Raw genomic sequence first — 26,404 nt, 5'->3', positions numbered from 1 at the left:
GTTGGGCTTTGGCCCTGATGTATGGACCGGTGGCTTTCCGCAGCAGATCAAGAGATCATGCGTGGATTGCCGTAACGTGTGAGAACGAGGAAAATAGCCCTCGCGCCATTTTCCATCGCAGCACTCTGAACCCTGTTTCCCGATCGGCGGCGTAATGAGGCTCGTCGTCATCGCCGCCTTTGTACGCTGCGACTACTTCAGCGGCTCTGTTCCGCTTTGTGCCAGCTTCCGTCAGCCGCCCCAGCGCCGCCGCATCCACTCACGACGATCTGCGCTGCTCGCAGGATCGATTTTGCCAACGACCGGATTTGGTAACAAGCGGCGCAGCGAGCACGTAGTTCAGGCACGAGCCTCTAACGCCAGTCACATACGTGCTGCTTACACGGGTCAGGCGAATTGAGGCCAACAACAAGTTGGTATGACAGGGTTGATGCAATGTTGAAGAATACCTCACACCGTCGTGCACACGTCGTGATCGTTGGTGCCGGTTTCGGCGGACTTGCCGCGGCCAAGCGTCTCGCCGACCAACCCATCGACGTCACCGTCATCGATCAGCGCAACTATCACCTTTTCCAGCCACTACTCTACCAGGTCGCCACAGCTGCGCTGTCGCCGGCTGATGTCGCCTGGCCCATCCGCAACATATTTGCGAGACACAAAAACGTTCGAGTTGTGCTGGGAAGAGTCGAAGGTATCGATCTGAAGAAGCGCGAGGTCAAATCTGATCGCCCCTCTCAATTATGATCACCTCATTCTCGCAACCGGTTCCTACCATTCCTACTTCGGCCACGGCGAATGGGCCACAGATGCACCAGGATTGAAGCGGATTGTCGACGCTACTGAAATCAGAAAGCGTATTCTTCTTGCATTCGAACTGGCTGAAGTTGGCATGACTGAGGAGGAACGGCGACGCCAGCTCACGTTCGTGATCGTCGGTGGCGGCCCCACCGGCGTCGAGATGGCGGGCGCGATTGCCGAACTCGCAAGATTTACCCTCGCCCGCGACTTCCGAAATATCGATCCCGGCGCGGCCCGCGTGATCCTCGTCGAGGCGGCCGATCGCCTGCTTCGCGCATTTCCCCCGACGCTGTCGACCTACGCAAAACGAGAGCTTGAGCGGCTAGGGGTTGAAGTGCGATTGAACGAGAGAGTTGAAGTTCGTGGCAATCAAGGCGCGCTTGTCGGTCAAGTGCTGGTTCCTAGCGCGACAATAATTTGGGCGGCAGGCGTCACCGTCCCCAACCTTAAGAGTTGGCTTCCTGTCGACGCAGATCAAACGGGACGGATCGAGGTCGAACCTGACTTGTCGTTGCCGGGCCATCCCGACGTCTTTGTTATCGGCGATGCGGCGGCCATCGCCTGGAAGGAAAACCTTAAGGTTCCGGGTCTCGCACCGGCCGCCAAGCAGGGCGGACGCTATGTCGCCGACGTTATCAAGGCTGCTGCTTTTGGCACGGACAAGCCGGCACCGTTCCGATATCGGCATCGGGGTAATCTCGCTACTATCGGGCGTCACTCCGCAATCGAGGATTTTGGACGCGTGAAGCTGATAGGCGGTCTCGCCTGGTGGCTTTGGGGTATCGCGCATATATACTTTCTGATCGGTGTCCGAGCGCCGATGCTTGTCGCCGCGCAATGGTTCTGGGCTTATCTGACTTTTGGGCGTGGCGCGCGAATTATCACTGATCTCGACCCGCTCTTTAAAAATCCAAAGATGCCCGCCGAGCGAGGCGACTCCAAACCTCATCGGGAACTTCACAACGATAAAGTGGCCGGGAGCGATGGTCGCGATGCTCGTTCGCCCGCCCAGGGCGGGACGCCCGCTTTACCCCGTTAACGGACCTCGTGCGTATAGCCAAAGAAGTCGGCTAAGGGGCAAACATCCTACTTCTTTGCACGCTAGGCCGAGGTCGCTGCGGCCGAAGCCGCGGTGATAGGCAAGTGGGTCCAACTCGACGTGCAGCGCGCCGTCACACATTTCACGTAGATGGTGCCCCCCAAGTGCCCCTAAGGGGCTCTTTCTCGGCTACCGGATCGCTACTGCTGTCCGCCGACTTTGAATCGAGAACGGCGGAAACCGCTTCTGAAGATGCCGCCTGTGGCACGGGCCGGGTGAAATCGGGAATGATGGTCGATCGCATGATCGAAATCGTTTGGAGCGACGCAGCGAGCGGCGCGGGGATGATCCGGCTGATCAATGCCGCAAACTTCATCCACAATAACATGCCGAACGGTACGACATGGCGGAGTCCAGCTCTGTCTACGACAGATGCCTGGGATGTAGCGGCCTTCATTGATTCACAGCCGCGACGTCACAAAGCGCAGCTTGATCACGATTTCCCCAAAAGGCTCCAGAAACCCGTTGACGTGCCCTACGGGCCGTACGCCGACGGTCTCGACCCTGAACAGCACAAGTTCGGTCCATTCCAACCTATTCGCGAAGCAATCAAGGAGTTGGCTATCCCGGCGGAGATGCAACATCCTTGATCGTCAGAAAGTTTCGGCAACACGCAGACGGATTACTGTTCGAACGGGCAGCGGCTCGAAGAGCTCGATGGTGAGTCCTCCAGTTCGAAACGATGGTTCCATAGGCGCCCACACCGCGCACGCTATAGGCCCCTTGGCCTAACAACCACCGCCGCCAGCGCATCGTTTAGAAGACAGCTGGGGTTCGATGGAAATCCGCAGATATCGTGCGTTTCAAGAACGTTCTATTCGCTTGCTATCGATTACCCCTATAATCAACTACCAGACAGACACAGCTGTGCTTTTTCTCTGTTTTGGGGTGCACCAATGGCCATTGAGGCGTTGTCAGGTTGGACCACCGAACAAAAACACGTCGTGGCGGCCAGCTTTCTGGGATGGTCGCTGGACGCCTTCGATTTCTTCCTGCTGGTGTTCGTATTGAAGGATATTTCCGCTGAGTTCCAGACGGATATTTCAAACGTCACACTGGCTATTCTGCTGACCTTGGCGATGCGCCCTATAGGGGCTTTCATATTTGGGCGTGCCGCCGACCGCTGGGGCCGTCGGCCAACGCTGATGATCGATATCGCGCTTTATTCAATCCTCGAATTCGCGTCGGGTTTTTCTCCGAACTTGACAATATTTATCATCCTACGCGCCCTCTATGGTGTCGCCATGGGTGGCGAATGGGGTGTCGGGGCATCGCTGACAATGGAGAGCATTCCGCCTCATGCTCGTGGCTTCGTCTCGGGCCTGCTGCAATCCGGCTATCCTGCCGGATACTTCATGGCGTCGATCGTCTATGGCGTCCTATTCCCTTACATCGGGTGGCGCGGCATGTTCATGGTCGGCGTGATTCCCGCCCTGCTCGTCCTATACATCCGTCGCAATGTGCCGGAATCGCCAAGTTTCAGCAAAGAGGCAGCTGTTGAGAGCGGCGACACATTGACAGTCCTGAAATCGCACTGGCGTCTCGGTATCTACGCTGTCGTACTCATGACGGCGTTCAATTTCTTTAGCCACGGTACGCAGGATCTCTATCCGACGTTCCTGGAGGTCGAACACAAGCTGTCTCCGCAGGCAGTCGGTATCATCGCAGTGATTTATAATATTGGCGCCATCTGCGGCGGCATTCTCTTCGGCACACTGTCGGAGCGTTTCGGAAGACGTCGCTGCATCGTCGTGGCAGCCCTCCTCTCCCTGCCGGTGATCCCGCTTTGGGCGTTCTCGGATAGTCCCGCGCTGCTCGCGGTCGGCGCGTTCCTCATGCAGTTCACTGTACAAGGCGCATGGGGTGTCATACCCGTGCATCTGAACGAGTTGTCGCCAGAAAATGCCCGCGGAACGTTCCCCGGCTTTGTGTATCAACTGGGCAACCTACTTGCATCGATAAATGCGACGCTTCAGGCCGGCATCGCCTCACATTTCGGCGGGAACTACGGTCTCGCGCTTGCGGCCGTGGCTGGCTTGGTCGCGATCGTCATCGCGGTACTCACCGCGGTTGGCACAGAAGCCAAGGGTATTGCGTTTACGAAGGCAAAGGCTGTCGCGGCCTAGGCCGCTTTCCATAGCCTCCATTACGCGAAGTCCTTTTGGAGACCGCGCGGCGACCATGGACGAAAGAATAAACACCGCCGATTTCTGGGCTACGCTACCGCCCGCTCGCAAGAAAATCGCGATTCAGCTTTGCTCGGCCTTGGTTCAATAGTGATGCGATAACTACAGCAGCAAATGCTGGACGCACATGGAGAGACATTGACATGTTTAGATTGAGCGACGTCAGCATGAGGCAGTGGACCTGCTCAGGGACACAGTCGGGCCGGGCAGCGCCATTCCCACATGTCATTATGAATGGGCTGCTTGGGAGATCGCGTAGCGCTGGCGGATCAGAATACGAGCCCGCCGATTTCTACGCAGGGCTACGCCACTGCCCTCTCGTGGGCAAATGGTGGTTTTCCTGCGGAGAGAGTTGTTTCAAATAGAGATGCAACGACCAGGAGAGCAAGCACTAGACTAAGACGCGCGATCAAGCAGCGGGAGATGTGGAGAACCGAGTAGTAACACCCTTGAGAGTAACATAGTGGGAGTAGAAAATCGCGAAACCCTTTCGCATCAATGAGTTATTGCCATTGGTGCGCTCGGAGGGACTCGAACCCCCACGATGTTACTCACTGCCACCTCAAGGCAGCGCGTCTACCAATTCCGCCACGAGCGCTAGAAGAAAGGCATAACGTCGGCGCGCCAGCGCGCCAACGGCGCCGATGTAACAAATCGGCAATGGGGGTACAAGGCAGGAATACCGGGATTCCACGATTTGCGGGAGCGCTACTTCAGCGTGTACCGATGGTCTTCGGCAGCATTTGCTTGACTTCGACAGCGATCCGGTTGCGATCGACGAGCACGACGCCCGACGCTACCGGCAGCGCGTTGGCCAGGATCTTGACTTCGTCCGCCTCGGTGGCGTCGAGTTCGATAATGGCGCCCCGGCTGAGGCGCATGACCTGGTGAATCGGCATCGTCGTGGTTCCCAGAACCACCATGAGATCGACGCTGACTTTATCGAGAGTTGGCACTGGACAAGCTACCGCACAGACGAACGCAAAATTGCGTAAGTTGAGATCACCACGTTATGGTTAGCCGATGGTTAACGACCGCCAAAACCTCAATTTAACGGCCTTCGCACGCGCTCCGGGCAGCGCTGCGGTGGAGTGGTTGATCTCGGACCAGGCGATTCCATACCCTGAGGCCGTCACCGCGATGGAATCACGCGTGGCCGATATCGCCGCCGGCCGCGCAGGCGAACTGGTGTGGCTTTTGGAGCATCCTCCGCTCTACACGTCCGGCACCAGCGGCAAGACGGCTGACCTCCTCGATCCCCGCTTTCCCATCTTCCAGAGCGGCCGCGGTGGGCAGCTCACCTATCATGGCCCCGGCCAGCGCGTTGCCTACGTGATGCTCGACCTGAAGCGGCGCAGGCCCGACGTCCGCGCCTATGTCGCAAGCCTCGAGGAGTGGATCATCCGGGCACTGGCGGCGTTCAACGTCCGCGGCGAACGGCGCGAGGACCGCGTCGGCGTCTGGGTGGCCCGGCCGGACAAGGGAAATGGCTTCGAAGACAAGATCGCCGCCATCGGCGTGCGATTGCGACGATGGGTGTCTTTCCACGGCATCTCGATCAATGTCGAGCCGGAGCTCAACCATTTCCAGGGCATTGTCGCCTGCGGCGTGACCGACCCGCGCTACGGCGTCACCAGCCTGGCCGATCTCGGCCTCACGCCATCGACGCCGGATGTCGACATTGCGCTCCGGCAGGCGTTCGAGGACGTGTTCGAGCGCCAGCCGGAAACGATCTGAACTTCACGCCGCCTTGCCCTGCGGCGCGACCTTGGCGTGCCGTCCAGCGACCCACCAATAAGCGACGCCCGCGGCAAATCCAGCCGTAACGAACAACGAGCCGTTGCGGTAACACACCCGGCAAGCCAACCGCCGAAAGCCCGAAAACAGCCAGACATCTTGCCCTCCTCACAAAATCGCCTCGAATGCACTGCGCAAGGTTTCGTGGCGGAATACGAAGCCGCTACTCAGCGCCTTGTTCGGTATGACGCGCTGTCCGCCGAGCAGAAGCTCGTCGGCGAGGTCCCCGGCCATGCCGTGAAGCAGCGCCGCCGGAATCCGGAATATTGCCGGGCGTCCGAGCCGCCGTCCGAGCTCTTCAGTGAATTTCCGGTTGGTGACGGGAATCGGCGCCGTGGCATTGATCGGACCAGAAATATCCGGCTTGGCAACGGCGTGGGCGATCAGGCGGACGAGATCGTCGCGCTCGATCCAGGACATCCATTGGTGACCCGAACCCATCGGTCCGCCGAGGCCGAATTCGAACGGCATCAGCATCCGCGCGAGAAGACCGCCTTCGGTCCCGACCACGAGACCGATCCGCAGGCAAACGACCCTGACGCCATAGTCCGCGGCGCGATTGGCTGCGCTCTCCCAGGCGTCGCAGAGCTCGTGGCTGAAGCAGAGGTGGGACTTCGCCGATTCCGTCAGCACCTGATCCTGCCAAAGGCCGTACCATCCGATCGCCGAGCCGTTGATCAGCACGGCCGGCTTGCGTTCAAGCCGGGCGATCAGCCGGACGATGTCGTCGGTCATGTTGACGCGCGACTCGATGATTTTCCGGCGTTTTGCCTCCGTCCATCGCCCGTTGCTGATCGGCTCGCCGGCCAGATTCACGATCGCATCGAGTTTGGCGTCGGCCGGCAGCTGGTGGAGGCTGGTGAGCAATGTGACCGGCGGATGCAACGCCTCCGCCTTGGTTGGGTTGCGAACGAGTGCGATGACCTGATGACCGGCCTCGGTCAGGCTCGCCACAAGGCGGCTGCCAATAAAGCCGGTCGCGCCCGTCACCAGCACGGTTTGCCGTTCGCTCAAGACCACAACAAGCCCCTCGGAAGAAGCCTCGCTCAGCCGTGCAAGGCGTTTGGCGGCGGCCAGGTCTCGCATCCCGAACACGACAACGCCGAAGGCGGAGGCGGCGGCGAGAAGGCTCCAGGTGCCATAGGAGACGAAATCGATGCCGGTCGGATGGCCTGCCCATTCGATCAGCACCGGCATCAGCAGCACGAGGATCGCACCGTAATTCAGAGCGAGCAGGGTGTGATTGACGCGTTCGCTTGCCGGAAGTTTCCGGCTGAGATCCTCCTCGACGAAATCCATCAGTGTGATCACCACTTCGGCGATGAGAACCGCAATGATCAGGATGGCCCAGAGCCCATGCACCTCAAGCCAGCCCAAGGTCAGGAACAACAGCGCATAGAGAATATTGCGTACGCCGTGAAGCCTGAGCTCCTGCCGTTGCGAAGGCCGCCAAGCGAGGCGTTCCGTCATCTCGTGATGGTAGAACGTATCGAACGCGCCCATCGCGATCTGAATGCTGATCAAAATCCAGAGCAGCGTCGACGTCATGATGCAGCCTCCCTGAACACCGCCGACTGGCGCACCAGCCGGCCGAGACGCGGGTGAACGATTTCAAGGGTGAAGCGAAAGAGGCCGCAGCCGAGATCGGTATGGGTCACCGTCAACTCGCCGGGCGTCAGCCAGTCCGGCAGCGTCAGCCGCCGGCGGCCAAAGCGTGCGACGTAACCGGCGCTCGAAAACACCAGCGCCTCGCTTCTGACGGAGACCTTCAGCGCCATGCTGATGCCGAAGCCGATGTATTCCTCGAGGCCCGTCGGACCCGCAAAACGCTTGGCAGAGTGAATGACCTGCGGAAACCCGCGGCGTCGCGCGCAGACGCGGGTCCAGACCTGACCGCCGCTTGCGGCGTCCTCGGTCACCGTGACGATCATCGGCACGTGCGTTGCTGTGGTGGTCGGCAACGGACCGCCGATCAATCGGGCCACCTGCACCACCCACCAGCCGGCGCGGCTCAAGAACGCTTCCTCGACCTCGCCGACATAAACCGCGGTTGCCCCGTCAACGAAACGCTTGGAAAAACGTCGCCAGATCGCGACCGGCAACCGTCCCCAATCCTCTGGGGACAGCAGGGCGCGAAAGCGATTGTCATCGAATAATCTTGTGTGGGAGACGGCCGACGCTGAAGATCCAATCCTTGCCGACGTCATGGCACGCTCCCGTCGTCCACCGCCCTATTTGGTTTTCCCGGGCAGGAAGTTGATGATCTTTTCGCCGAGCTTGATCAGCGCGACCAGGCGCGGCCGTGGCACGTCGAGCATCTGCACGTACCAGCGGTCGACGAGTTCGGTGAATGCGAGCATCTCTTTCAGCCGCTTGCTTGCGACCGCGCCCATCGCCGGATCGTCCGCGGCGTCACTGACGCAGGCACGAAGCGCTTCGAGCGCGGGATCGATCTCACGCTCCTTGCGGCCGGCGGCGATACGCGCGGCGACCTCCCAGATGTCCGTTTCGGCCTCGAAGTGATCGCGGCGATCACCCAGGATCGGAACACGCCGAATCAGATTCCACGACAGCAATTCCTTGATGGAATTGGAGACGTTGGACCGCGCCATCCCCAAGGTGTCCGCAATGTCCTCGGCGGTCATCGGCGTTTCGGAAAGATAGAGCAGTCCGTGAATCTGGCTCACCGAGCGATTGACGCCCCACTCGTCGCCCATGTCCCCCCAATGAAGGATGAACCGTTCGACGGCCGAGGGGAGTTTCTTTTTGGCGGCTGTTTCTGTCATAACAGAAATATCTGACATATGAGGATGGATGTCAAGACCCGTTGGGGAAGCGAAATGGCACGAAAAAGCCCCGCACCGAGCGGGGCTTTCGTCTTGTTCGATGCACTGGGGATTAGCGGCGGTTGTTGGTTCCCGTTCCCGTCTGGTCGAGAGTCGATCCGCTCGGCGATGTGTTGATCAGCGAATTGCCGGACGGGTTGGCGGCGGCTCCGCCTGGATCGCCCATCGCTCCCGGTCGCGCCTGACCCGTGGTCGATCCGGGCGGATTGCCGGTCGGCACACTCGACGACAAGCCGGACGAGGATGCACCAGCGCTCCCAGCCGCACCGCCGCTTGCGCTACCACCCGCGCCGGCAGCCTGTGCCAGCGAAATCGAACTTGCGAGCGCAAGCGCGCCTACAAATATCATAGTCGCAAATTTCATGGGTCGTTTCCCTTTGCTTGTTGCAGCGGGACAACCCGAGAAGCGCGAACAGCGTTCCCTCACCTCTTGATGATCAGGCAGCCAGCGAAGTTCCGGAACACGGGAACGCGAAACATTCCGTCGCGCGTTCCACTCATCGCGAAACTATTTGGCGAGCGTCGGCAGAACCTTCATTCGCCACAGGCCCCAGATGCGGTCCATCACGGCGAAATTGGTTTGGTCGGCTTTCGCGCCCTCGCCCGGCGTCAGGTAATTTGGCTCCCCACCGAGCGCGAGCGCCTGCGCCTGAAGCCTGGCGTTGACGTCGGTGTAGTAGGCGCGGAACACCGCCATCTTCACCGTCGGCCCGACCGCGACATCGCCATGGCCGCGCATCAACGCCACCGGCTTGTCGCCGAGCGCAGCGGCAAGCGATTTGCCGATGGCCGCATTGTTGACGAGCATGCTGGTATCGCCGAAGTCTTTGCGGATATCCCAGACCGGCACGCCGACGGCGAGGAACGACGGGTTATGATACATCGGCCGCAGCGGTACATTGCTCACAGAAAATGGAATCACGCCGGGCGAATGGGTGTGAACCACCGACATGACATCTGGCCGAACCCGATAGATCTCGGCATGGATAAAGCGTTCGAGAAAGACGCTGCGTCCGCGCGCATCGACCGGATTGCCATCGAGGTCGAATTCCATGATGTCGTCCGCGGCGACCAGCGCCGGGGCCAGCGAGCGGGACATCAGGAAATGGTTCGGATTGGTGGGATGGCGCGCGCTGACGTGACCAAAGCCGTCGACCACGCCGAAATCGGCGAGGATGCGGCTTCCGACCACGACATCTTCAAGCAAGGCCGGATCGACGCCCGGCAGCGAACCGGATGGCATCTGCGCCGATGCGCCAAATTGCCCGGCGAGCAGCGCGAGCGCGACCAGGGCGCCAAAACAGGCCAGCCGCCGGCTTGCCGCCATTCGTGTCGATCCAGATTTTCTTGTCATTGAAGTCTCCCTCGAACGTCGTTTTTCAAATCGTTGGCAGCACCGAGAACGCTTCGCCCGAGTGCCGTAGCCTCAAAGCGTCTTCGTTCGCCGTTTCCTCCGTAACCCCGTCAACCCGCGATGATGGCGGTCCCTTCCGGCAGGAGGCAATCATGTCCGTGACGATTTTCTCCTCGCCGTCGAACATCGCCTCGACGCTTCCGTCGCGGCGATTTCGCACCCAGCCTTGCAGGCCGAGGCGTCTCGCCTCGTGATCGACCCAGGCGCGGTACCCGACGCCCTGCACCCGGCCGCGTATCATGACCCGGCGGATGGCGATGGTCATCGCTTCTCCCTGAGAAATTCAGCGATACGGATATTCACCTCGGCCTCGCGCGTTACCTTCGCGGTCAAATCGGCGGATGCGAGGCCGGTCAAGGCTTTTGGCGGTATACCCTCGCGCAACGCTTTAAGCGTGGCATAAACGGCTTGCGTTGCGGCCGAAATCGGCGCGTGGCCTTGCAGCGCGATCCTGACCCGTTGCTCCCCAAGATAACTGAGATCGGACATCGCCTCGGGCGTGCCGCCGAGAATGATCGGCAATCGCGTCACCTTCGATATCGCTTCCAGCTCCGCCTTCGCCTTGATGCCGGTGAAGAACAGCGCGTCGACGCCGATCGCTTCATAGGCTTTGGCGCGCGCGATCGCGTCTTCCAGTGAGGAGACCGACACCGCACCGGTGCGCCCGATGATCACGAGCGACGGGTCGCGCCGCGCATCCAGCGCCGCCTTCATCTTGCCGACGCCCTCTTCCAGCGAAATCAGTTGCGTCTTCGTCTCGCCGTAAGCGGGCGGCAGCAGCGTATCCTCGATGGTGAGGCCCGCGGCTCCGACGGTCTCGAGTTCCTCGATCGTGCGGCGCACGTTCAGCGCATTGCCATAACCGTGATCGGCATCGACCACGACCGGCAAGCTTGCGGCGCGCGACATCCGACGCATCTGCTCGGCGAATTCGGTGAGGGTGATCAGCGCAATGTCGGGATCGCCAAGCACCGCGAGCGAGGCCACCGAGCCGCCGAACATGCCAATTTCAAAGCCAAGATCCTCGGCAATCCGGATCGAAATCGCGTCATAGACCGAGCCGGGATGGATGCAGGTTGATCCGGACAGGACCGCGCGCAATTTCTCTCGGCGATGAACAAAAGTCATGACACTTCCTCGCTGTCATTGCGAGCGAAGCGAAGCAATCCAGTCTGGCGCGTCAACCGCTGGATTGCTTCGTCGCGTTGCTCCTCGCAATTGACGTTGTTTTAAGCGAATTCCAGGATCAGGGCATCGACCGCCAGCGTCGCGCCGGCGGTCGCGTAAATCTTCTTCACCGTGCCGTCCTGCTCGGCGCGCAGCACGTTCTGCATCTTCATCGCCTCGATCACCGCGAGCGTTTCGCCCGCCTTGACTTCCTGGCCCTCGCTGACCGCAATTGACACCACGAGCCCCGGCATCGGACACAGCAGCTTCTTGCCGGTGTCGGTCGCGGCGGTCACCGGCATGAGGCGCGCGGCAGACGCTTCGGTCTCCGTGAAGACCTGAATGGAAACTTCAAAACCCTGATGCGCGAGGCGAAAGCCGTTGAGAACGGGGCGCACCTGCATCGCGGCGTCCACACCGTCGATCGCGCCATGCCAGACCGGTTCGCCCGGCTTCCAGGATGACGCGACACGGTGCGGCTGACTTGTCGCGCCATCGGCCTCGACGAAGCGGATCACGAGATCGTCGGCCTCGCGCAGGATCTCGAGCGCAATCTCCTCGCGGTCGAGCCACACCGCGCGACGGCTCTCGCGCCGCACCGGCCGGCCGATCATCTGACCGGAAATCTGCCGCTTGCGTTCGCCAAGCACGTGATCGATGGCGGCGGCGACCGCGGCTAGCTTTCGCTCGATTTCTCCGTCCGGCGTGCGCGCCGAAAATCCACGCGGAAACTCCTCGGCGATGAAGCTGGTCGAGAGCTTGCCTTCGCGCCAGCGCGGGTGGTTCATCAGCGCCGACAGGAACGGAATGTTGTGCCTGATGCCATCGACGTAGAACGAATCCAGCGCCACCGATTGCGCCTCGATCGCGGCCGCGCGCGATGGCGCGTGCGTGACGAGCTTGGCGATCATGGGATCGTAGTAGATCGGGATCTCGCCGCCTTCCTGCACACCGGTGTCGTTGCGCACGGTGACGCCGCCGGTCTCTCGCTCGGCCGGTGGGCGATATTTGACGAGCCGGCCAACCGACGGCAGGAAATTGCGGAAAGGATCTTCCGCATAGACCCGCGATTCCACCGCCCAACCGGTCAGCGTCACGTCTTTCTGCGCGATCTTGAGCTTCTCGCCGGCGGCGACACGGATCATCTGCTCGACGAGATCGATGCCGGTGACGAGCTCGGTGACGGGATGCTCGACTTGCAGGCGCGTGTTCATCTCGAGGAAGTAGAAGCTCTTGTCCTGACCGGCGACGAATTCGACCGTGCCGGCGGAATCGTAGTTCACGGCTTTCGCCAGCGCGACTGCCTGTTCACCCATCTTTCGCCGTGTGGTCTCGTCGAGCAGCGGCGACGGCGCCTCTTCGATGACCTTCTGGTTGCGGCGCTGGATCGAACATTCGCGCTCGCCGAGATAGATCACGTTGCCATGCTTGTCGCCGAGCACCTGGATTTCGATGTGACGGGGATCGACGATGAACTTCTCGATGAAGACGCGATCGTCGCCGAACGACGATTTCGCTTCCGCCTTCGCCAGGCTGAAGCCCTCGGCGACTTCCGCCTTGGAATGGGCGATCCGCATGCCCTTGCCGCCGCCGCCGGCGGACGCCTTGATCATCACGGGATAGCCGATCTGATCGGCGATCTTCACGGCGTGCTTGTCGTCTTCGATCACACCGAGATGGCCGGGAACGGTCGACACCTTGGCAGCGGCAGCCGCCTTCTTGGATTCGATCTTGTCACCCATCGCGGCGATCGCGCCCGGATTGGGACCGATGAAGACGATTCCCGCTTTCTGAAGCGCACGCGGGAACGCTTCACGCTCGGACAAGAACCCGTAGCCGGGATGGACAGCCTCCGCACCGGTCGAGCGGCAGGCCTCGACGATCTTGTCGATGACGAGATAGCTTTCGGCCGCCGCCGGCGGCCCGATGAATACCGCATGGTCGGCCATTTCAACGTGAAGGGCGTCGCGGTCAGCCTCTGAATAAACGGCAACCGTTTCGATACCCATCCGGCGCGCCGATTTGATGATCCGGCAGGCGATCTCGCCGCGGTTGGCGATCAAAATTCGTTTGAACATGCGAAGACTGCTTGCGGCCTCCCAATCCCAACGCCGGCGCGCGGGTTTATGAGCCCATGTCGTACAGCAAAACCGAGCCGAGGCAACGGGTTATATGCTGTAAAATAGTCTGCTTTGCCGTTGCACCGCACATACCAGATCGGCGCCCGGCATTTCGGTCCGTACCCGCCGGGCCACAACTTTTCTTCTCCCATAAAATTCCATTATCGTACCCTGCCCTGTTATGGCCCTGAGATGTCCAATGTCGGGACGCTGCTTCGTCTGTTGACCGCGGCGGCGTTGGGAAGCCTGATCGGCTTTGAGCGCGAGCGTCTGCTCTGGGCAGACCGGCGTCCGCGCGGTCACGGTGGTGAGACGTAGCAACGACCAGCCGGAAAAAGCCACCTAGGTCCAGAGGTCCGCATGATTGCCGCCGCGACGACAAGACCGAAGCATTGGCCGAGAAGATGTGTTAGGCGTTGGCTGAGGTTACTTTCATTTGTCCCGTTCGATCATGCGTTGGTTCGTCCTTTCCCTGGCTCTTCTCGCCACCAGCCCAAGCTTTGCTGCCAGCCCGGCCGTCCGGGATGGCGGCACGATCGACGTCGGCGGGGTGACCTACCGGCTTAGCGGCATCGATGCTCCGGCGGCCGACCAGCTCTGTATCGACGATCATGCCGATAGCTGGGCCTGCGGCGCCGACGCGCGCGATCAGCTTACCAAGCTGATCAGTGATCGCGACGTGCATTGCGAGGATCTCGGACCGGATGCGGTCTACAAGAAATGGCACCTCGGCCTCTGCACCGCCCAGGGAGAAAACGCCAGTCTGAACCAGCTTCTGGTTCGGCGCGGCTTCGCGATGAATCTTGCTGCCGCTGGCGAGAGCCGGTTTGGCCAGGACGAGACCGACGCCAAGGGCGATCGCCGCGGCCTATGGAAAGGTTGCTTCGTCGCCCCGCATGAATTCCGCACCGGACAAAAAGGCGGCGTCCTGCTCGGCAGCGCCTGCCGGTCCGACAAGGACCGCGAAATAAGGGATGCATTGTTTCCGCAGGACCCGGCGATGCCATCGGGCTGTGGCATCAAAGGCAAGTATGCGCTTCGCGCCAAGGTCACCGGCAATATCGGCATCTATCATCTTCAGGCTTGCTCGAGCTATCCGGCATTGACGCGTCCGGACCGCTGGTTCTGCTCCGAGGACGACGCCAAGGCCGCCGGATTCCGCAAGGCCTACAACTGCCGGCCGTTCACGCGCCAGCGAAGTTAGACGCCCCCCGCAACTTGCGGTGATCCGTTCTTCGCATTCTTGCTCCACCTGACGACGCCCCCTAATGTGACTGTTCGATTAACGGGGGCTCTCCATGCAGCAAGATACGAGCTTTGGCGTACTGACCGGCAACAATATCGAGGCCCGGTCGTTCAAGGCGGGCGGCGTCATTTTTCGCGAAGGCGACGTAGCCAACGAGCTTTTCGTGATCAAAAGCGGCCAGGTTCGAATCCAGATCGGCAACCGCACCGTCACCGAACTCGGCCAGGAAAGTATTTTCGGCGAGATGGCCCTGATCGACAGCGAGCCGCGCAGCGCGACGGCGACCGCGATCACCGACGTCGAGCTGGTACCGGTATCCGAAAAGCAATTCCTGTTTCTGGTCAGCCAAACCCCCTACTTTGCGCTGAAGGTCATGCGCGTGCTCGCCCAGCGCCTGAGGGTGACAAACAAGACATTCGGCTAGCGGTAATTCCGCGCCTTCACAGCGTCACCGGCCGGCTGTAACAATTCTGTCATGTGGCAAACCTAGACAGAAACAGGCCGTCTGTTGGCCGTCGTTTCGATTCTTAAGGAATAACAATGCGCCGCGCCGTGATGATGTTGTCTGCCGGGTTGATCTTCCTGTCGGCGGACGCCGCCTATTCGCAAACCAGCCGCCCCCACAACGTCATCCTGTTCGTGCCGGACGGGCTTCGCGGGAAAATCGTCAGCCCGGAGACGGCCCCCGCCATGGCGGAGGTGCGCGACAAGGGAGTCAACTTCAAGAATTCCCACTCGATGTTTCCGACCTTCACCACGGCGAACGCGTCGGCGATGGCGACCGGCCACTACCTCGGCGATACCGGCGATTTCTCCAACACGATCTATACCGGCTATCCGGTCACGGCTGCGGGCGGAACGGTGACCCCGTTTCTCGAAGTCGACACCGTGATCGCCGACGTCGACGAACATTTTGGCGGCGACTATCTCAACGAAGAGACCATCCTGAAGATGGCGCGGCTCAAGGGCTACAGCACCGCCGCGCTCGGCAAGGTCGGCCCCACCCTCATCTTCGACCACACCGACAAGATCGGCACGGACGGCAACCATTCGATCGTATTCGACGATGCTACCGGCGGCAAAAACGGCGTGCCGCTGTCGGACGAGATCAAGGCCGCGCTGACCAAGGCTGGCCTGCCGCTGGCGACACCGCCGCGCGGCGAGAACGGCAAGGTCGGCGATGCCAAGACGCCGGGCACGCTGGTCCCGAACACAGAGCAACAGGCCTACTTCGTCGACGTCGCAACCAAAGCCGTGCTGCCGCTGTTCAAGGCGCGCAACAAACGTTTCCTGATGGTGTTCTGGTCGCGCGATCCCGACGGCAGCCAGCATAATCACGGCGACAGTCTCAACACGGTGACGCCGGGCATCAACGGTCCGACGTCACTTGCCGGCATCAAGAATGCCGACAACAATCTCGCCGCACTGCGCAAGGCGCTGGATGAACTCGGCCTGGCCGCCGACACCAACATCCTCATCGCCTCCGACCACGGCTTCTCGACGATCTCCAAGGAGAGCAAGACCAGCCCGTCGGCGAAGGTTTCCTACGACGATACGCCCAAGGATTTCCTGCCCATGGGCTTTCTGGCGCTCGACCTTGCGAAAGCGCTCGACCTGCCGCTGTTCGATCCCAACGACAGCAATGCCAGGGTGGCCGACGGCGCGCATCCCAAGGCCGGCAATGGGCTGTTGGGCCAGGACCCCGCCAAGCCGGATGTTGTCGTCGCCACCAACGGCGGATCGGACCTGATCTATCTGCCGAAAGGCGACAAGAAGCTCGCCGACAAGACCATCAAGGCGTTGCTCGAGCAGGACTACGTCAGCGGCCTGTTTGTCGATGACAAGCTCGGACGTTTCCGCGGCACCGTGGAGATGTCACAGATCGGGTTGAAGGGCAAAGCCACAACGCCGACGCCCTCGATCGTCGTCAACTTCCGCTCCTGGGCGCAAGGCTGCGGTGAGCCGAGCAACTGCTCGGTGGAGATCGCCGATACGGTGCTGCGTCAGGGCCAGGGCATGCACGGCAGCTTTGGCCGCGGCGATACCTTGAACTTCATGGCCGCGATCGGACCTGACTTCAAAACCGGCTATGTCGACGCGCTGCCGGTCAACAACGCCGATGTTGGCATCACCATCGCTCAGTTGATGGATCTGCGCGCGCCCGGCGTGGGCGGCCTGCAAGGCCGGGTGATGTCGGAGGCGCTGCCGAACGGCATCGTGCCGAAGTCGGCCGATGGCACGATCACCTCGAAGCCCGCCGCCAGCGGCTTGCAGACGGTGGTCAAATTCCAGCGCGTGCTGTCGCAGCGCTACTTCGACGTCGCGGGCTTTCCCGGCCGCACCGTTGGCCTCGACGCCGAAAGCGGAAAACAAAAAACGGCGGGGAAGTAACCTCCGCCGTTTCTTCGAAATCTTGCTCTCGCCGGCTTACATGCCGACGTCGAACATGTTCGGCAGTTGCGCAAGCGGGGCGGCGACGCCGACGATCGTGGCGATCAGGGCCGCGAGCGTGCGGTTGTGACGCCGGCTGCCCCGCATCTGCGTCGCGATCCAGTTCAACACCTCGACATCGACCTTGGCCGCCTGGGTAGGCGCCCAGCTCTCGATCGCCGTTTCTGGCGCCAGCGCCACCGTCCGCGGCGGCACCGGCAAACCGGAAGCTGACGCAGCGTGATGAACGACGGCCTTGGCGATCAGGTCTTCGAAGCGTCCGGAGTCGCTGCGCTCGGTGGCGGCGCCGTCGATCTCGAACAGAGCCTCCGCTTCCGCCCGGCTGACCGGCTGATCCACGACGGCCGAAGCCGTCAGGATGCGTTCGCACCAGGCGACGTCAGCGGCATCGAGCTCGCGGGAGAAATGGACACGGCCCTTGGTGGTCGGACCTTCGCCGGTGATGACGCCGTCGCGGACAATTCCCAGGGCGCGGGCGGCGGTGTCTCGGCAGGAAATCTTGGATGGTTCGAGAGTAGCGGCAGTTTCGGCCAACTTGGCCAACGGGGCAGACATTGGGGTTACTCTTCTGAAGTCTCAGTTTCTTGTTCTGGCGTGCGGGCGTAAACGACTGGTTAATGATTCGAAACCCGGCAGACTCAAACTTTACAGGGTTGCCGATTTGTCGCTGTGATCTCCGTTCGGGTTCGGTGGACGCTAGTGGAGTGGATTTGACATTTGCTCCCCACCCGCCACGGGCTAGGTGTGGAGCCTCAAGAGGTTGTCCTCGGTTAGACCGAGTCTGCTGATAGGCGTTTGAAATCGTATACCACCATGGGGCCTGTGCCAGTTGTATCGGTGCAGCCAGATCGGCAGCTCCTTGGCGCGCCGATCAGATGTGGGATAGGCATGGGCGTAAGCCCATTCCCTAAGTGCGGTCTGGATGAAGCGCTCGGCCTTGCCGTTTGTTTTTGGCGTGTAGGGCTTGGTGCGGATGTGCTTGAGGCCCAGGTCCCGGCACGCGTCACGGAAGGCGAAAGCCTTATAGCAACTTCCATTGTCTGTCATGACGCGCGTGACGGTGACGCCGAGGCTTTTGTAGTAAGCCACGGCCGCCTTGAGGAAGGGAACGGCGCTATCAGCCGTCTCGTCGGGCTTGATCTCGGAGAAAGCGACGCGGGAGTGATCGTCAATGCAGACGTGGACGAACTCCCAGCCGACGCCGCGGCTGTTGCTCTGGCCGGTTCGATCGCGGGTGATGCGGTGGCCGACACGCTCGAAACGCCCGAGCTTTTTGATGTCGATGTGAATGATCTCGCCTGGGTTCTCGCGTTCATAGCGGTGTTCCGGTTCGGCCGGCTCCAGATCGCGTATCCGGTTTAGTCCCAAGCGGCGAAGGATGCGGCTGACGGTGGCCGGCGAGATCCCGACCTCGGCTGCGATCTGCTTGCCGGTGTGGCGCCGGCGGCGCAAGGCCTCGACGGCCGTGCACGTGGCTGGCGGGGTTTGGCTTGGCGATGAAAGAGGTCTGGAGGAACGATCACGCAACCCTTCCACACCCTCCGCGCGGAACCGCTTGACCCATTTGGCAACCGTCTTCGGCGTCGTGTTGAACTGGAAAGCCGCGTCGGCCTTGTTCAGCCCGCCATCGACCACGCTTCGCACCATCACCTCTCGACCTTTGGGGGTCAAAGGCGCATTCTTGTGGACGTTCATCTGGTCTCTCCTTGGAACACTGAAGCTTCGCAACCTCAGCTTCCTCGGTTCAGACCAGATGGACAACCTCCTGAAAGACCAGAGCTAGGCGTTCAGCCCGGATTGTGGCATCCAAGGGGCAACGGACTTGGCAACGGTATCCCGTTCCTGCGATCGAGATCTTTTCCAAGGCCGTGGGTTATCAAAAAAGATGGCCAGGGGCGATCCGTCGCGGAGAACAAACTGCCGTTTTTGCGGGCAGTCATTCACTTGACGAATGCCGCCTCCTATACTGGCCGTAAGAAATATCCCCAGCTTAAACGACAAGAGGTCGACAATGGCTCTACAAATTGGCGCCGTGGCCCCGGATTTCGAGGCCCAAACCACCGAAGGCAAAATCAAATTCCACGACTGGATCGGCAACAACTGGGCGCTGCTGTTCTCGCACCCGAAGGATTTCACTCCGGTGTGCACCACCGAGCTCGGCGCGCTGGCGAAGCTGAAGCCGGAGTTCGACAAGCGCGGCGTCAAGCTGATGGGTCTTTCGGTCGATCCCGTCGACAAGCACGCCAAATGGTCGGAGGACATTCGCGAGACGCAAGGTGCTGCGCCGAACTACCCGATGATCGGCGACACCGACTATAACGTCTCCAAGCTCTACGACATGCTGCCGGCCTCGACCTCGGGTGACGCTGCCACCCGCACCGCCGCCGATAACCAGACCGTCCGCAACGTCTTCATCATCGGCCCCGACAAGAAGATCAAGCTCGTGCTGGTCTATCCGATGACGACCGGCCGCAACTTCCAGGAAATTCTGCGCGTCATCGATTCCTTGCAGATGACCTCCAAGCACCGCGTCGCGACGCCCGCCGACTGGAAACAGGGCGAAGACGTCATCATCGCGGGCTCAGTCTCCGACGACGAGGCCAAGACCATCTATCCCAACGGCTGGAAGTCGCCGAAGCCCTACATCCGGATCGTGCCGCAGCCGAAGTAAGCGGCGCGCGACCGCTTCGACAAAATGCCCGGCCCGTAGCCGTTCGAAGAACGGCGTCGCTTCCGCTCGCCTATCGCGCCGGGCATTTTTATTTCGGCGCGATCTGATTGGCGATCAGAAGCCCGGCCGTAGACGATATCGCCGTTACAACCGCACCCCAGCTGACATCGACGATCGCCACCGGCCAGGTCCAGTGCTTGAGCAGCGACAGCGATGTCAGGTCGAAGGTCGCATAACAAAACAGGCCGAACAGCGCCCCATAGAGCAGCGTCGATTGCCAGGTCGCATTCGCCGGCGCGCTGACGAAGATAAGAATGCCCGCGACATACAACAGATAAAACACGATGGCTGGCGCGAGCCGGATTTCGCCCAGCATCTCGCCGACCTGCGATGTGAAGAAGCCTTTGGCGACGACGCCTAAAAACAGGAAGTCGACCGGGATCAGAACGATCAATGTCGCCAGATAAAGAACGGCATACCGCTGCAAGCGAGCCTCCTCGCGCTTTTCCGATGTCCCTGTGATGTAGTACGGATCAGGGAAGGCCAGGTTGCAATATTTGTAATGAACCTGGTGCCCATCAAACGAGTTGACGCCTTGATGGCTGATCGATCCGACGCCCCCTGCCTGGTCTGGTTTCGCGACGATCTTCGCCTTTCCGATCATCCCGCCCTGCATTCCGCCACAGCGACCCGCCGGCCGGTGATCTGTCTCTACGTTTTCGACGAGACTTCGCGGTCGCCCGGCGCGCGGCCGATCGGCGGTGCAGCGCGCTGGTGGCTGGCGCAGTCCTTACGAAGCCTGCAGAACAGCCTCGCCGCGCATGGCGTGCCGCTGCTTTTGCGCAAGGGGCCGGCCGCCGCGATCGTTGCGGAAGTCGTGCGCGCAAGCGCCGCCAGCGACGTGCTCTGGGATACGATTGCGCAGGCGCCACACCAGGCAATCGAGCGCGACGTCGCCTCGGTGCTGCACGATCTCGGCGTCACCGTGCACAGTTTTGCTGGCGATCTGCTCGCCGTGCCAGAACAGGTGCGCACCAAGGAAGGCCGAGGCATGCGGGTCTTCATGCCGTTCTGGCGCCGCATCCAGGCGATGGGTGCGCCACCGGATCCCCTGCCCGCCCCGCGCCATCTGCGTCCCGGATCTGGCCTTCGGAGCGACACGGTCGAAAGTCTGAAGCTCGAACCGGCGCGTCCGGACTGGGCCGGCGGCCTGCGCGCAACCTGGACTACAGGCGAAAGCACCGCCCGAAAGCGGCTGAAGCATTTTCTTAAAGACACTCTCGCCGGCTACACCGAGGACCGCGACCGGCCCGATCGCGACGGCACTTCCGGCCTGTCGCCGCATTTGCGCTTCGGTGAGATCAGCCCGCGGCAGGTCTGGCACGCGGCGCATTTCGCGGTCGCTGAACGCCACACGCTTGCAGGCGATGCCGACAAGTTCTTGAGCGAACTCGGCTGGCGCGAATTCTGCCGGCATCTCTTGTTCGACGTGCCCGATCTCGACACGCGCAACCTGCAATCCTCCTTCGACAGCTTTCCGTGGCAACACGACGAGGCGGCACTGAAAGCCTGGCAGCGCGGACAAACGGGCTATCCCGTCGTCGACGCCGGGATGCGTCAGCTATGGCACACCGGCGTGATGCATAACCGCGTGCGAATGGTCGTGGCCTCGTTCCTGGTCAAGCATCTGCTGATCGACTGGCGCGAGGGCGAGAGATGGTTTTGGGACACGCTGGTCGACGCGGATGCCGGGAGCAATCCCGCCAACTGGCAGTGGGTCGCCGGCTGCGGCGCCGATGCCGCACCCTATTTCCGCGTCTTCAACCCGGTGCTTCAGGGCGAGAAGTTCGATCCCGACGGCGAATACGTGAAGCGTTGGGTGCCGGAACTCGCGCAGCTCCCAAAAAAATTCATTCACCAGCCGTGGGAGGCCACGCCGCTCGAGCTCGCGAGCGCCGGCATCACGCTCGGCACAACCTATCCGCATCCAATCGTCGATCATCGCAAGGGCCGCGAGCGCGCGCTGAAGGCCTACGAGAAGACGCGCGCCAAGTGATTACCGCCCCGCGGCCGATCACGAGCGTTTTCCGTGAAACAGCTCGCGCGATATGCGATAATGGGCTTTCGGATTATGCGGCGTTTCCCGGGAAAATCTGAGCCACGCACATGAAACTGCATTTCGTCACCGTCGATGTCTTCACCGGTACGCAATTTGCCGGCAATCCGCTCGGCGTCGTCCTCAATGCCGAAGGATTATCGGGCGGCCAGATGCAGGCGATTGCCGCCGAGTTCAATCTTGCGGAAACGACCTTCGTGCTGCCGCCGAAAGATCCCGCCAACACCGCGGAGGTGCGCATCTTCACGCCGCGCTACGAAATGCCGTTCGCCGGCCACCCCAATGTCGGCACCGCATTTGCGCTGGCCCGCGCCGGCAAAAGTTACGGCCGCGCCATCGAAACTGACAGCGTCATCTTCGAGGAAAAGGCCGGTCTCGTCCCGATCTCGATCCTGAAAGACGGCGCCACCGTGACCGGCGCACGCCTTGCCTCTCCGCAGCGGCTGACGGTCGGTGCGGAAATCCCGACCGAACTGATCGCCTCCGCCTGCTGGCTGTCGGTGGACGACATTGAGACGAAAAACCACAAGCCCTGCATCGCCTCCTGCGGCGCGCCGTTCATCATCGCCGAGTTGAAGGGACGCGAGAAGCTCGCAGCAGCGAGCGCGCGCGCCGATGTCTACCTGCGCGAGGTGGCAAAGCAGCCGGCCACCAGCATCTTCATCTACACCCACGTTGCCGAAGATGGCCTGGCGATCCGCGCACGGATGTTCGCGCCGCATCACGGCATCCCCGAAGACCCCGCAACCGGCAGCGCCAATGTCGCGCTGATCGGCTTGCTCGCAAAATTGCGACCGGATCGCGAGTTGTTTATGTCGAAGACGATCGCGCAAGGCGTCGAGATGGGCCGGCCCAGTCTCCTGAAAGCCGAAGCCGAAAAGACAGGTGGCATCGTGACCGCGACCTATATCGGCGGGCGTTGCGTACCGGTGATGTCGGGAACGATCGATCTGTTCTAAGGCGATCCGCGAAGAGGCGATCACCACTCTTCCGGACAGGGGTCGACGATCTTCCAGAGCTCGGTGCCGTTCTTGATCTTCTTCATCTCGGTGGTGAGCCCGCCATTGCGCCGGATCCAGTCCTTCACCGTATCCGGATAATAGGACATCAGGTCGGACGTCCCCTCGCTGCTGGTGACCTTGATGCCGAAGGTGAAGGCCTTGTCGTAGTAGGCTTGGTGGAAACCGACGCTGGCGCGCGGCGTCACGCAAATCTTGTTCATCGGCACGATACCGAACACGAGCGTGCAGGCGGAGTTGCAGATGCCGTCGATGATCACGCGCTCACGGTTGTCGCGGATGCGGGCGTACTTCGCCTTGTATTCCTCGACATAGCCGCCGTGGTCACGCGTAATGTGCAGATCGGCACGCGCAGGAAACGCGGCCGATAGCGGGATCAGGATCAGGGCGAGAAGCGTGATGCGCATGGACGGTCGAACAACGGAATCGCGAGCTGAAAATCTCAGGGGATCAGAGGTGATGACTCTGGCGAGACTGTGTTTGAAAAACGTTAAGCACGCCGAAAACGTCGAAATTCTGGCTTACCTGACCGTTTTTTGAAGGGATTTACCCGATTTCCCTTGGTGCCTGTCCGAATTCCCTCTGGATGGGGGCCCGGTTTGCCCTAAAATGCCGGGGTTCGCTTCGTTCGGAGATTCCTGATGATTTCCCGCAAACTCGCCCTCACCGCAGCCGCACTGGCGGCGCTTGCCATGGCCATGAGCCCGGCCCAGGCACGCCGTTACCACCATCACCACTGGCATGGCCATGCGTATGGGCTGCCTTACACGATCAGCTATACCCACAATTACGGGCCGGGACCGGAACCCGGCAGCTTCCTCTACTATGACGGCCCGTCGAACAATTACTGCGCGCAGGGATCGGCGGCCTATCACGCACAAGGCGGACGCTACCCCTGCTTCTGATCACCTCACCGCGTCGATCGCAAGGCAACTTGCGAGGCCGCTGGCCCCGCAAGTCCAAGTCTGATAATCGGACCGGCAGGCGCTCGTAGCTCAGCTGGATAGAGCATCGGATTTCGATTCCGAGGGTCGGAGGTTCGAATCCTTCCGAGCGCGCCAGACGCAACGGCGACGGCAAGTTCGCCGGTCCTCGTATGAGCGAGGGATGCCGCTACCGCGATAGCCCAATAAACCTCCATTCCCGAGAACCCGACGGAGTTGGAGGTCAGCAGTGCTGGCGGAAAAATTCATCCTCTTCCTTGAAGCGCTCAGGCGGTCTGATGACAGCCGCCACGCCGACGGCGCACCAAAAGTGATCTACACCTCGCAACATGTTCCAGTGAAGCTGTTGCCGAACAAAGCGCGCAAGCGATCTATCCCGCGCCTGGTTGCGATTGGAGGTCGGTGCGTCGAAACCGTCCGCGCCAGCCAACGCTGATTTTGTTCTCAGGACACACTCGCGACATGAGCCGCTGCTAACCTCGGTGAGAGAGCCGGGAGCAACGCGATGTCCGACGAAGACCTCAAGCACCTGATGAACGCGCGCGAAGCTCTCGTCCATAAGCGCCTGACCTGGGCCCAGGCCATCGCCTCCAGCGACGCCCCCGACAACGCCATCCGGTCGATTGTTGAAGTTCAGCGAGCGATCGAGGTCGTCGATTTCGCCATCGAGGAGCTCGAACAGGCGGAACTGGACGAGGAGCTGGCGGAAGACGAAGAAGACAATTCCTAAGCGCGCGCGGCCTCGGCGTGATTAACAATATATGAACTGATTGTTGATAGCCTCAGTCCGATTGAGGCTGCCATGACCGCCATCAGCAGTTCAACTTCCCAGACCGCGACAACGCTGGCCCAGGCGCTGGCCAAACTCGCCGCTGATGAAGCTGCCAAGGCGGCGGCAAAAATCATCGCGGCTGATCAGGCCACGGTGACGCAATTCGAAAACTCCCAGAAACCTTCGTCGCAAAACACGGCTTTCGATATCTCGATTTAGGCGCCTGCTGGAGGCCCGATGAATCGTTTCGCTGCTTTGGTCGTGATCCTGGCCTTCGGGCTGGTCGCATGTTCGCCCGAAAGTGAAACCACGGGATCGATCAACAGTTGCGCGAAAGACCTGATCGCCAACTACAGTCCCAAAATACTCGATCAGTGCGTGGCCGCCTGCAGGAAATGCGACCACGGCACCACAACCACATGTACAACGTCATGTACATTGAAGGGCGCGCATTAGGTGCCGGGCTATTCCAGAACGAGCTTTGAACGCTAGCCTGATCGGCCGACGGCATTCGGTTCGGCTTGCCGTGCCCTAGCCTTCCGGATTTTGTACCGCGGGTCGCGTCGGCGGTGGGGGAGCGAAGCTAAGCGGTGCGCCACCAACCGAGACAGGTCCGGCCGGCTTGGGCAGCCGCACCGTTTTCTTGCGCGCCAGCGCCGACAAACGGGCGCGGCCCCGCATCTGCGGCAGTGAGCCGGTCGTCTCCGGCGTCACGGCACTCTGTAACGTGTCGACCTTCGCCGCCAATACGTAGAGCTGAGCCGTAAGCTTCTTCACGTCGGTTTGTTGAGCCGCCAGGCCCTGCTTCAGGGAATCGAGGGTCGCGGCCCCGCGCTGCAACAGGATCGTGTTGTGCGCAATCGAGGCTCCGCTTTCCTGCATCGCGGCCAGATATTGCAGGTGCGTCGACTGAATATCCTTCAGCGCCGCGGTGACGATCGGATCCGGTATCGGCGCTGACGCGTGAGGAAGCAGTTCGGCCACCATGCCGTTGAAATCCGGCATGGCAATCTCGAAGGACGGCAGCGTGTAGATGGCGGCCCCACCGTTGAGGATCAAAGCAAACAAGGCCAGCAGCAAGATCGATTTGCGGCTGGATGGCATGTTTTGGTTTGCAGCCTCAAGCTGCTTTCCTTTGTCCGGCGTTTCTGCCTCTGGCTGTGTTTCCAATGCGTTGGTCACTTGCATCAGCCTCAGATCATCAACAAACGACGGAGCCGTCGCGTGAGCGCTTCAGCGACGGCTCCGTCCGCGATTGCCCACCCAAAACTGACTTGGATCATGGACTTATAGGGTTAATACCCGGTTAGCGCGCCGACCGGAGATGCCGCCGGGCGCAACGGATGGCTGTGGCAAGCCGCTCCGCTTCAAATATCTTTTAGGAACGGCGGGGGGAATTTCGCGGATACTCTTTGGTCTTCATGTTTGCCTGAAAATTCAGGGAGGAACACATGACAAAATTCGGACTTCTTGGCGCTGCCGCCGCCCTTCTTTGCGCGCTCACGGCCCCCGTGATGGCGCGGCACCTCGTCTCCACTCCCGCCCATCCCGGCCAGAGTCTCTTTTGCGCAACCAGAGAAGCCGGAAATCCCCACAGCAAGTATTGCGACTACCTCGCCTGGAGCAAATGGCGTCAGCGAGGTAGTTGGGACAGTTCGCTCGATAATGCCTGTTTGCACAATCCGGCCTTCGTCCCCGGAGAATGCGGTTTCAATCAGCAGGGTCAGCCGTTGTTTGGCACGCCGACGATGTGGTGAT

At 61.1% G+C, this 26,404-nt stretch carries 29 protein-coding genes, 2 tRNA genes and 2 pseudogenes; 18 read left to right on the top strand and 15 right to left on the bottom strand.

From position 1 onward, the window contains the following. Positions 1–435: 435 nt before the first annotated feature. From BUA38_RS30275 to BUA38_RS30265, 3 genes and pseudogenes are all read left to right on the top strand, one after another. A pseudogene (locus BUA38_RS30275) lies at positions 436–1,837 on the top strand (NAD(P)/FAD-dependent oxidoreductase). Positions 1,838–2,172: 335 nt separating this feature from the next. Continuing rightward, positions 2,173–2,487: pseudogene (locus BUA38_RS30270) on the top strand (c-type cytochrome); the annotation flags it as partial. Between the two features lie 306 nt (positions 2,488–2,793). Continuing rightward, positions 2,794–4,023, top strand: a complete 1,230-nt coding sequence (locus tag BUA38_RS30265; protein WP_072823789.1) for an MFS transporter — start codon at positions 2,794–2,796, stop codon at positions 4,021–4,023. 573 nt (positions 4,024–4,596) lie between these two features. Here the strand turns inward: BUA38_RS30265 and BUA38_RS30260 are convergent. Together BUA38_RS30260 and BUA38_RS30255 are read right to left on the bottom strand one after the other, a co-directional pair. After that, a tRNA-Leu gene (locus tag BUA38_RS30260) sits at positions 4,597–4,681 on the bottom strand. 115 nt (positions 4,682–4,796) lie between these two features. Beyond that, complete coding sequence (locus BUA38_RS30255; protein WP_072823788.1) at positions 4,797–5,039, bottom strand: FliM/FliN family flagellar motor switch protein; 243 nt, start codon at positions 5,037–5,039, stop codon at positions 4,797–4,799. Between the two features lie 67 nt (positions 5,040–5,106). Between BUA38_RS30255 and lipB the strand changes: the two genes are divergently transcribed. Further along, positions 5,107–5,820, top strand: a complete 714-nt coding sequence (gene lipB, locus BUA38_RS30250) for a lipoyl(octanoyl) transferase LipB (protein ID WP_072823786.1) — start codon at positions 5,107–5,109, stop codon at positions 5,818–5,820. A gap of 168 nt (positions 5,821–5,988) precedes the next feature. Here lipB and BUA38_RS30245 read toward each other — a convergent pair whose 3' ends face one another. The 8 genes from BUA38_RS30245 to BUA38_RS30210 all read right to left on the bottom strand — a co-directional run bounded on the left by BUA38_RS30245 (position 5,989) and on the right by BUA38_RS30210 (position 13,385). After that, the gene (locus BUA38_RS30245; RefSeq protein ID WP_072823784.1) at positions 5,989–7,428 is read right to left on the bottom strand and encodes a TIGR01777 family oxidoreductase; all 1,440 of its coding nucleotides are present in this window, start codon (positions 7,426–7,428) and stop codon (positions 5,989–5,991) included. Then, a complete protein-coding gene (locus BUA38_RS30240) occupies positions 7,425–8,087 on the bottom strand; it encodes a DUF4166 domain-containing protein (protein WP_072823782.1) in 663 nt (220 codons plus the stop codon). Before BUA38_RS30240 ends, BUA38_RS30245 begins: the two co-directional genes overlap by 4 nt. Positions 8,088–8,111: 24 nt before the next feature. Next, the gene (locus BUA38_RS30235) at positions 8,112–8,666 is read right to left on the bottom strand and encodes a GbsR/MarR family transcriptional regulator (protein WP_072823780.1); all 555 of its coding nucleotides are present in this window, start codon (positions 8,664–8,666) and stop codon (positions 8,112–8,114) included. Between the two features lie 112 nt (positions 8,667–8,778). Continuing rightward, a complete protein-coding gene (locus BUA38_RS30230; protein ID WP_156898802.1) occupies positions 8,779–9,090 on the bottom strand; it encodes a hypothetical protein in 312 nt (103 codons plus the stop codon). 144 nt (positions 9,091–9,234) lie between these two features. Beyond that, the gene (locus BUA38_RS30225) at positions 9,235–10,080 is read right to left on the bottom strand and encodes a class II aldolase/adducin family protein (RefSeq protein ID WP_083587838.1); all 846 of its coding nucleotides are present in this window, start codon (positions 10,078–10,080) and stop codon (positions 9,235–9,237) included. 25 nt (positions 10,081–10,105) lie between these two features. Further along, positions 10,106–10,405, bottom strand: coding sequence for an acylphosphatase (locus BUA38_RS30220; RefSeq protein WP_072823776.1), 300 nt, complete (start codon positions 10,403–10,405; stop codon positions 10,106–10,108). Next, complete coding sequence (locus BUA38_RS30215; RefSeq protein WP_072823774.1) at positions 10,402–11,268, bottom strand: isocitrate lyase/PEP mutase family protein; 867 nt, start codon at positions 11,266–11,268, stop codon at positions 10,402–10,404. Before BUA38_RS30215 ends, BUA38_RS30220 begins: the two co-directional genes overlap by 4 nt. Before the next feature lie 101 nt (positions 11,269–11,369). Beyond that, a complete protein-coding gene (locus BUA38_RS30210; protein WP_072823772.1) occupies positions 11,370–13,385 on the bottom strand; it encodes an acetyl-CoA carboxylase biotin carboxylase subunit in 2,016 nt (671 codons plus the stop codon). 234 nt (positions 13,386–13,619) lie between these two features. Here BUA38_RS30210 and BUA38_RS38560 point away from each other — a divergent pair, with 234 nt between their 5' ends. From BUA38_RS38560 to BUA38_RS30195, 4 genes are all read left to right on the top strand, one after another. Beyond that, complete coding sequence (locus tag BUA38_RS38560; RefSeq protein WP_276328149.1) at positions 13,620–13,745, top strand: hypothetical protein; 126 nt, start codon at positions 13,620–13,622, stop codon at positions 13,743–13,745. Positions 13,746–13,878: 133 nt separating this feature from the next. Continuing rightward, positions 13,879–14,631, top strand: a complete 753-nt coding sequence (locus BUA38_RS30205; protein ID WP_072823769.1) for a thermonuclease family protein — start codon at positions 13,879–13,881, stop codon at positions 14,629–14,631. A gap of 94 nt (positions 14,632–14,725) precedes the next feature. Beyond that, positions 14,726–15,097, top strand: a complete 372-nt coding sequence (locus BUA38_RS30200) for a Crp/Fnr family transcriptional regulator (protein ID WP_072823765.1) — start codon at positions 14,726–14,728, stop codon at positions 15,095–15,097. A gap of 116 nt (positions 15,098–15,213) precedes the next feature. Beyond that, a complete protein-coding gene (locus tag BUA38_RS30195) occupies positions 15,214–17,064 on the top strand; it encodes an alkaline phosphatase family protein (RefSeq protein WP_072823762.1) in 1,851 nt (616 codons plus the stop codon). 36 nt (positions 17,065–17,100) lie between these two features. Here BUA38_RS30195 and BUA38_RS30190 read toward each other — a convergent pair whose 3' ends face one another. After that, on the bottom strand, positions 17,101–17,679 hold the full coding sequence (locus tag BUA38_RS30190; protein WP_072823758.1) for a hypothetical protein: 579 nt from the start codon (positions 17,677–17,679) through the stop codon (positions 17,101–17,103). A gap of 183 nt (positions 17,680–17,862) precedes the next feature. After that, complete coding sequence (locus BUA38_RS30185) at positions 17,863–18,819, bottom strand: IS481 family transposase (RefSeq protein ID WP_072823754.1); 957 nt, start codon at positions 18,817–18,819, stop codon at positions 17,863–17,865. 316 nt (positions 18,820–19,135) lie between these two features. Between BUA38_RS30185 and BUA38_RS30180 the strand changes: the two genes are divergently transcribed. After that, positions 19,136–19,795: a peroxiredoxin gene (locus BUA38_RS30180; protein WP_072823748.1), complete on the top strand. Its 660-nt coding sequence runs from the start codon at positions 19,136–19,138 to the stop codon at positions 19,793–19,795. Positions 19,796–19,883: 88 nt separating this feature from the next. On the opposite strand, the gene BUA38_RS30175 is transcribed toward BUA38_RS30180, so the two are convergent. Next, the gene (locus BUA38_RS30175; protein WP_072823746.1) at positions 19,884–20,282 is read right to left on the bottom strand and encodes a DUF2177 family protein; all 399 of its coding nucleotides are present in this window, start codon (positions 20,280–20,282) and stop codon (positions 19,884–19,886) included. Positions 20,283–20,393: 111 nt separating this feature from the next. Between BUA38_RS30175 and BUA38_RS30170 the strand changes: the two genes are divergently transcribed. Further along, on the top strand, positions 20,394–21,851 hold the full coding sequence (locus BUA38_RS30170; RefSeq protein WP_072826547.1) for a cryptochrome/photolyase family protein: 1,458 nt from the start codon (positions 20,394–20,396) through the stop codon (positions 21,849–21,851). Positions 21,852–21,961: 110 nt separating this feature from the next. Continuing rightward, positions 21,962–22,870 carry a PhzF family phenazine biosynthesis protein gene (locus BUA38_RS30165; RefSeq protein ID WP_072823744.1) on the top strand — a complete coding sequence of 303 codons (909 nt, stop codon included), beginning with the start codon at positions 21,962–21,964 and terminating at the stop codon, positions 22,868–22,870. A gap of 20 nt (positions 22,871–22,890) precedes the next feature. On the opposite strand, the gene BUA38_RS30160 is transcribed toward BUA38_RS30165, so the two are convergent. Beyond that, positions 22,891–23,337 (bottom strand): hypothetical protein, encoded by a 447-nt coding sequence (locus tag BUA38_RS30160; RefSeq protein ID WP_072823742.1) that lies wholly within the window; start codon positions 23,335–23,337, stop codon positions 22,891–22,893. 234 nt (positions 23,338–23,571) lie between these two features. Between BUA38_RS30160 and BUA38_RS30155 the strand changes: the two genes are divergently transcribed. The 6 genes from BUA38_RS30155 to BUA38_RS30130 all read left to right on the top strand — a co-directional run bounded on the left by BUA38_RS30155 (position 23,572) and on the right by BUA38_RS30130 (position 25,102). After that, positions 23,572–23,835 carry a hypothetical protein gene (locus BUA38_RS30155; protein ID WP_072823740.1) on the top strand — a complete coding sequence of 88 codons (264 nt, stop codon included), beginning with the start codon at positions 23,572–23,574 and terminating at the stop codon, positions 23,833–23,835. A 79-nt stretch (positions 23,836–23,914) separates the two neighbouring features. Continuing rightward, positions 23,915–23,991, top strand: a tRNA-Arg gene (locus BUA38_RS30150). A gap of 112 nt (positions 23,992–24,103) precedes the next feature. Beyond that, positions 24,104–24,310: a hypothetical protein gene (locus tag BUA38_RS30145; protein WP_072823738.1), complete on the top strand. Its 207-nt coding sequence runs from the start codon at positions 24,104–24,106 to the stop codon at positions 24,308–24,310. A gap of 69 nt (positions 24,311–24,379) precedes the next feature. Continuing rightward, positions 24,380–24,604, top strand: coding sequence for a hypothetical protein (locus BUA38_RS30140; protein ID WP_072823736.1), 225 nt, complete (start codon positions 24,380–24,382; stop codon positions 24,602–24,604). Positions 24,605–24,676: 72 nt separating this feature from the next. Continuing rightward, on the top strand, positions 24,677–24,865 hold the full coding sequence (locus tag BUA38_RS30135) for a hypothetical protein (RefSeq protein WP_072823734.1): 189 nt from the start codon (positions 24,677–24,679) through the stop codon (positions 24,863–24,865). 18 nt (positions 24,866–24,883) lie between these two features. Then, complete coding sequence (locus BUA38_RS30130; RefSeq protein ID WP_072823732.1) at positions 24,884–25,102, top strand: hypothetical protein; 219 nt, start codon at positions 24,884–24,886, stop codon at positions 25,100–25,102. Between the two features lie 75 nt (positions 25,103–25,177). On the opposite strand, the gene BUA38_RS30125 is transcribed toward BUA38_RS30130, so the two are convergent. Then, positions 25,178–25,750, bottom strand: coding sequence for a hypothetical protein (locus BUA38_RS30125; protein ID WP_244553103.1), 573 nt, complete (start codon positions 25,748–25,750; stop codon positions 25,178–25,180). Between the two features lie 347 nt (positions 25,751–26,097). On the opposite strand from BUA38_RS30125, the gene BUA38_RS37250 reads away from it, so the two are divergent. Next, positions 26,098–26,403, top strand: a complete 306-nt coding sequence (locus BUA38_RS37250) for a hypothetical protein (protein ID WP_156898801.1) — start codon at positions 26,098–26,100, stop codon at positions 26,401–26,403. The last annotated feature ends 1 nt before the right edge of the window (position 26,404 follow it).

Source organism: Bradyrhizobium erythrophlei (assembly GCF_900142985.1).
Taxonomy (GTDB): Bacteria; Pseudomonadota; Alphaproteobacteria; order Rhizobiales; family Xanthobacteraceae; genus Bradyrhizobium; species Bradyrhizobium erythrophlei_B.
Note: the sequence above shows the minus strand (reverse complement) of the source record. Positions and strands in the feature narration are given on the sequence as shown.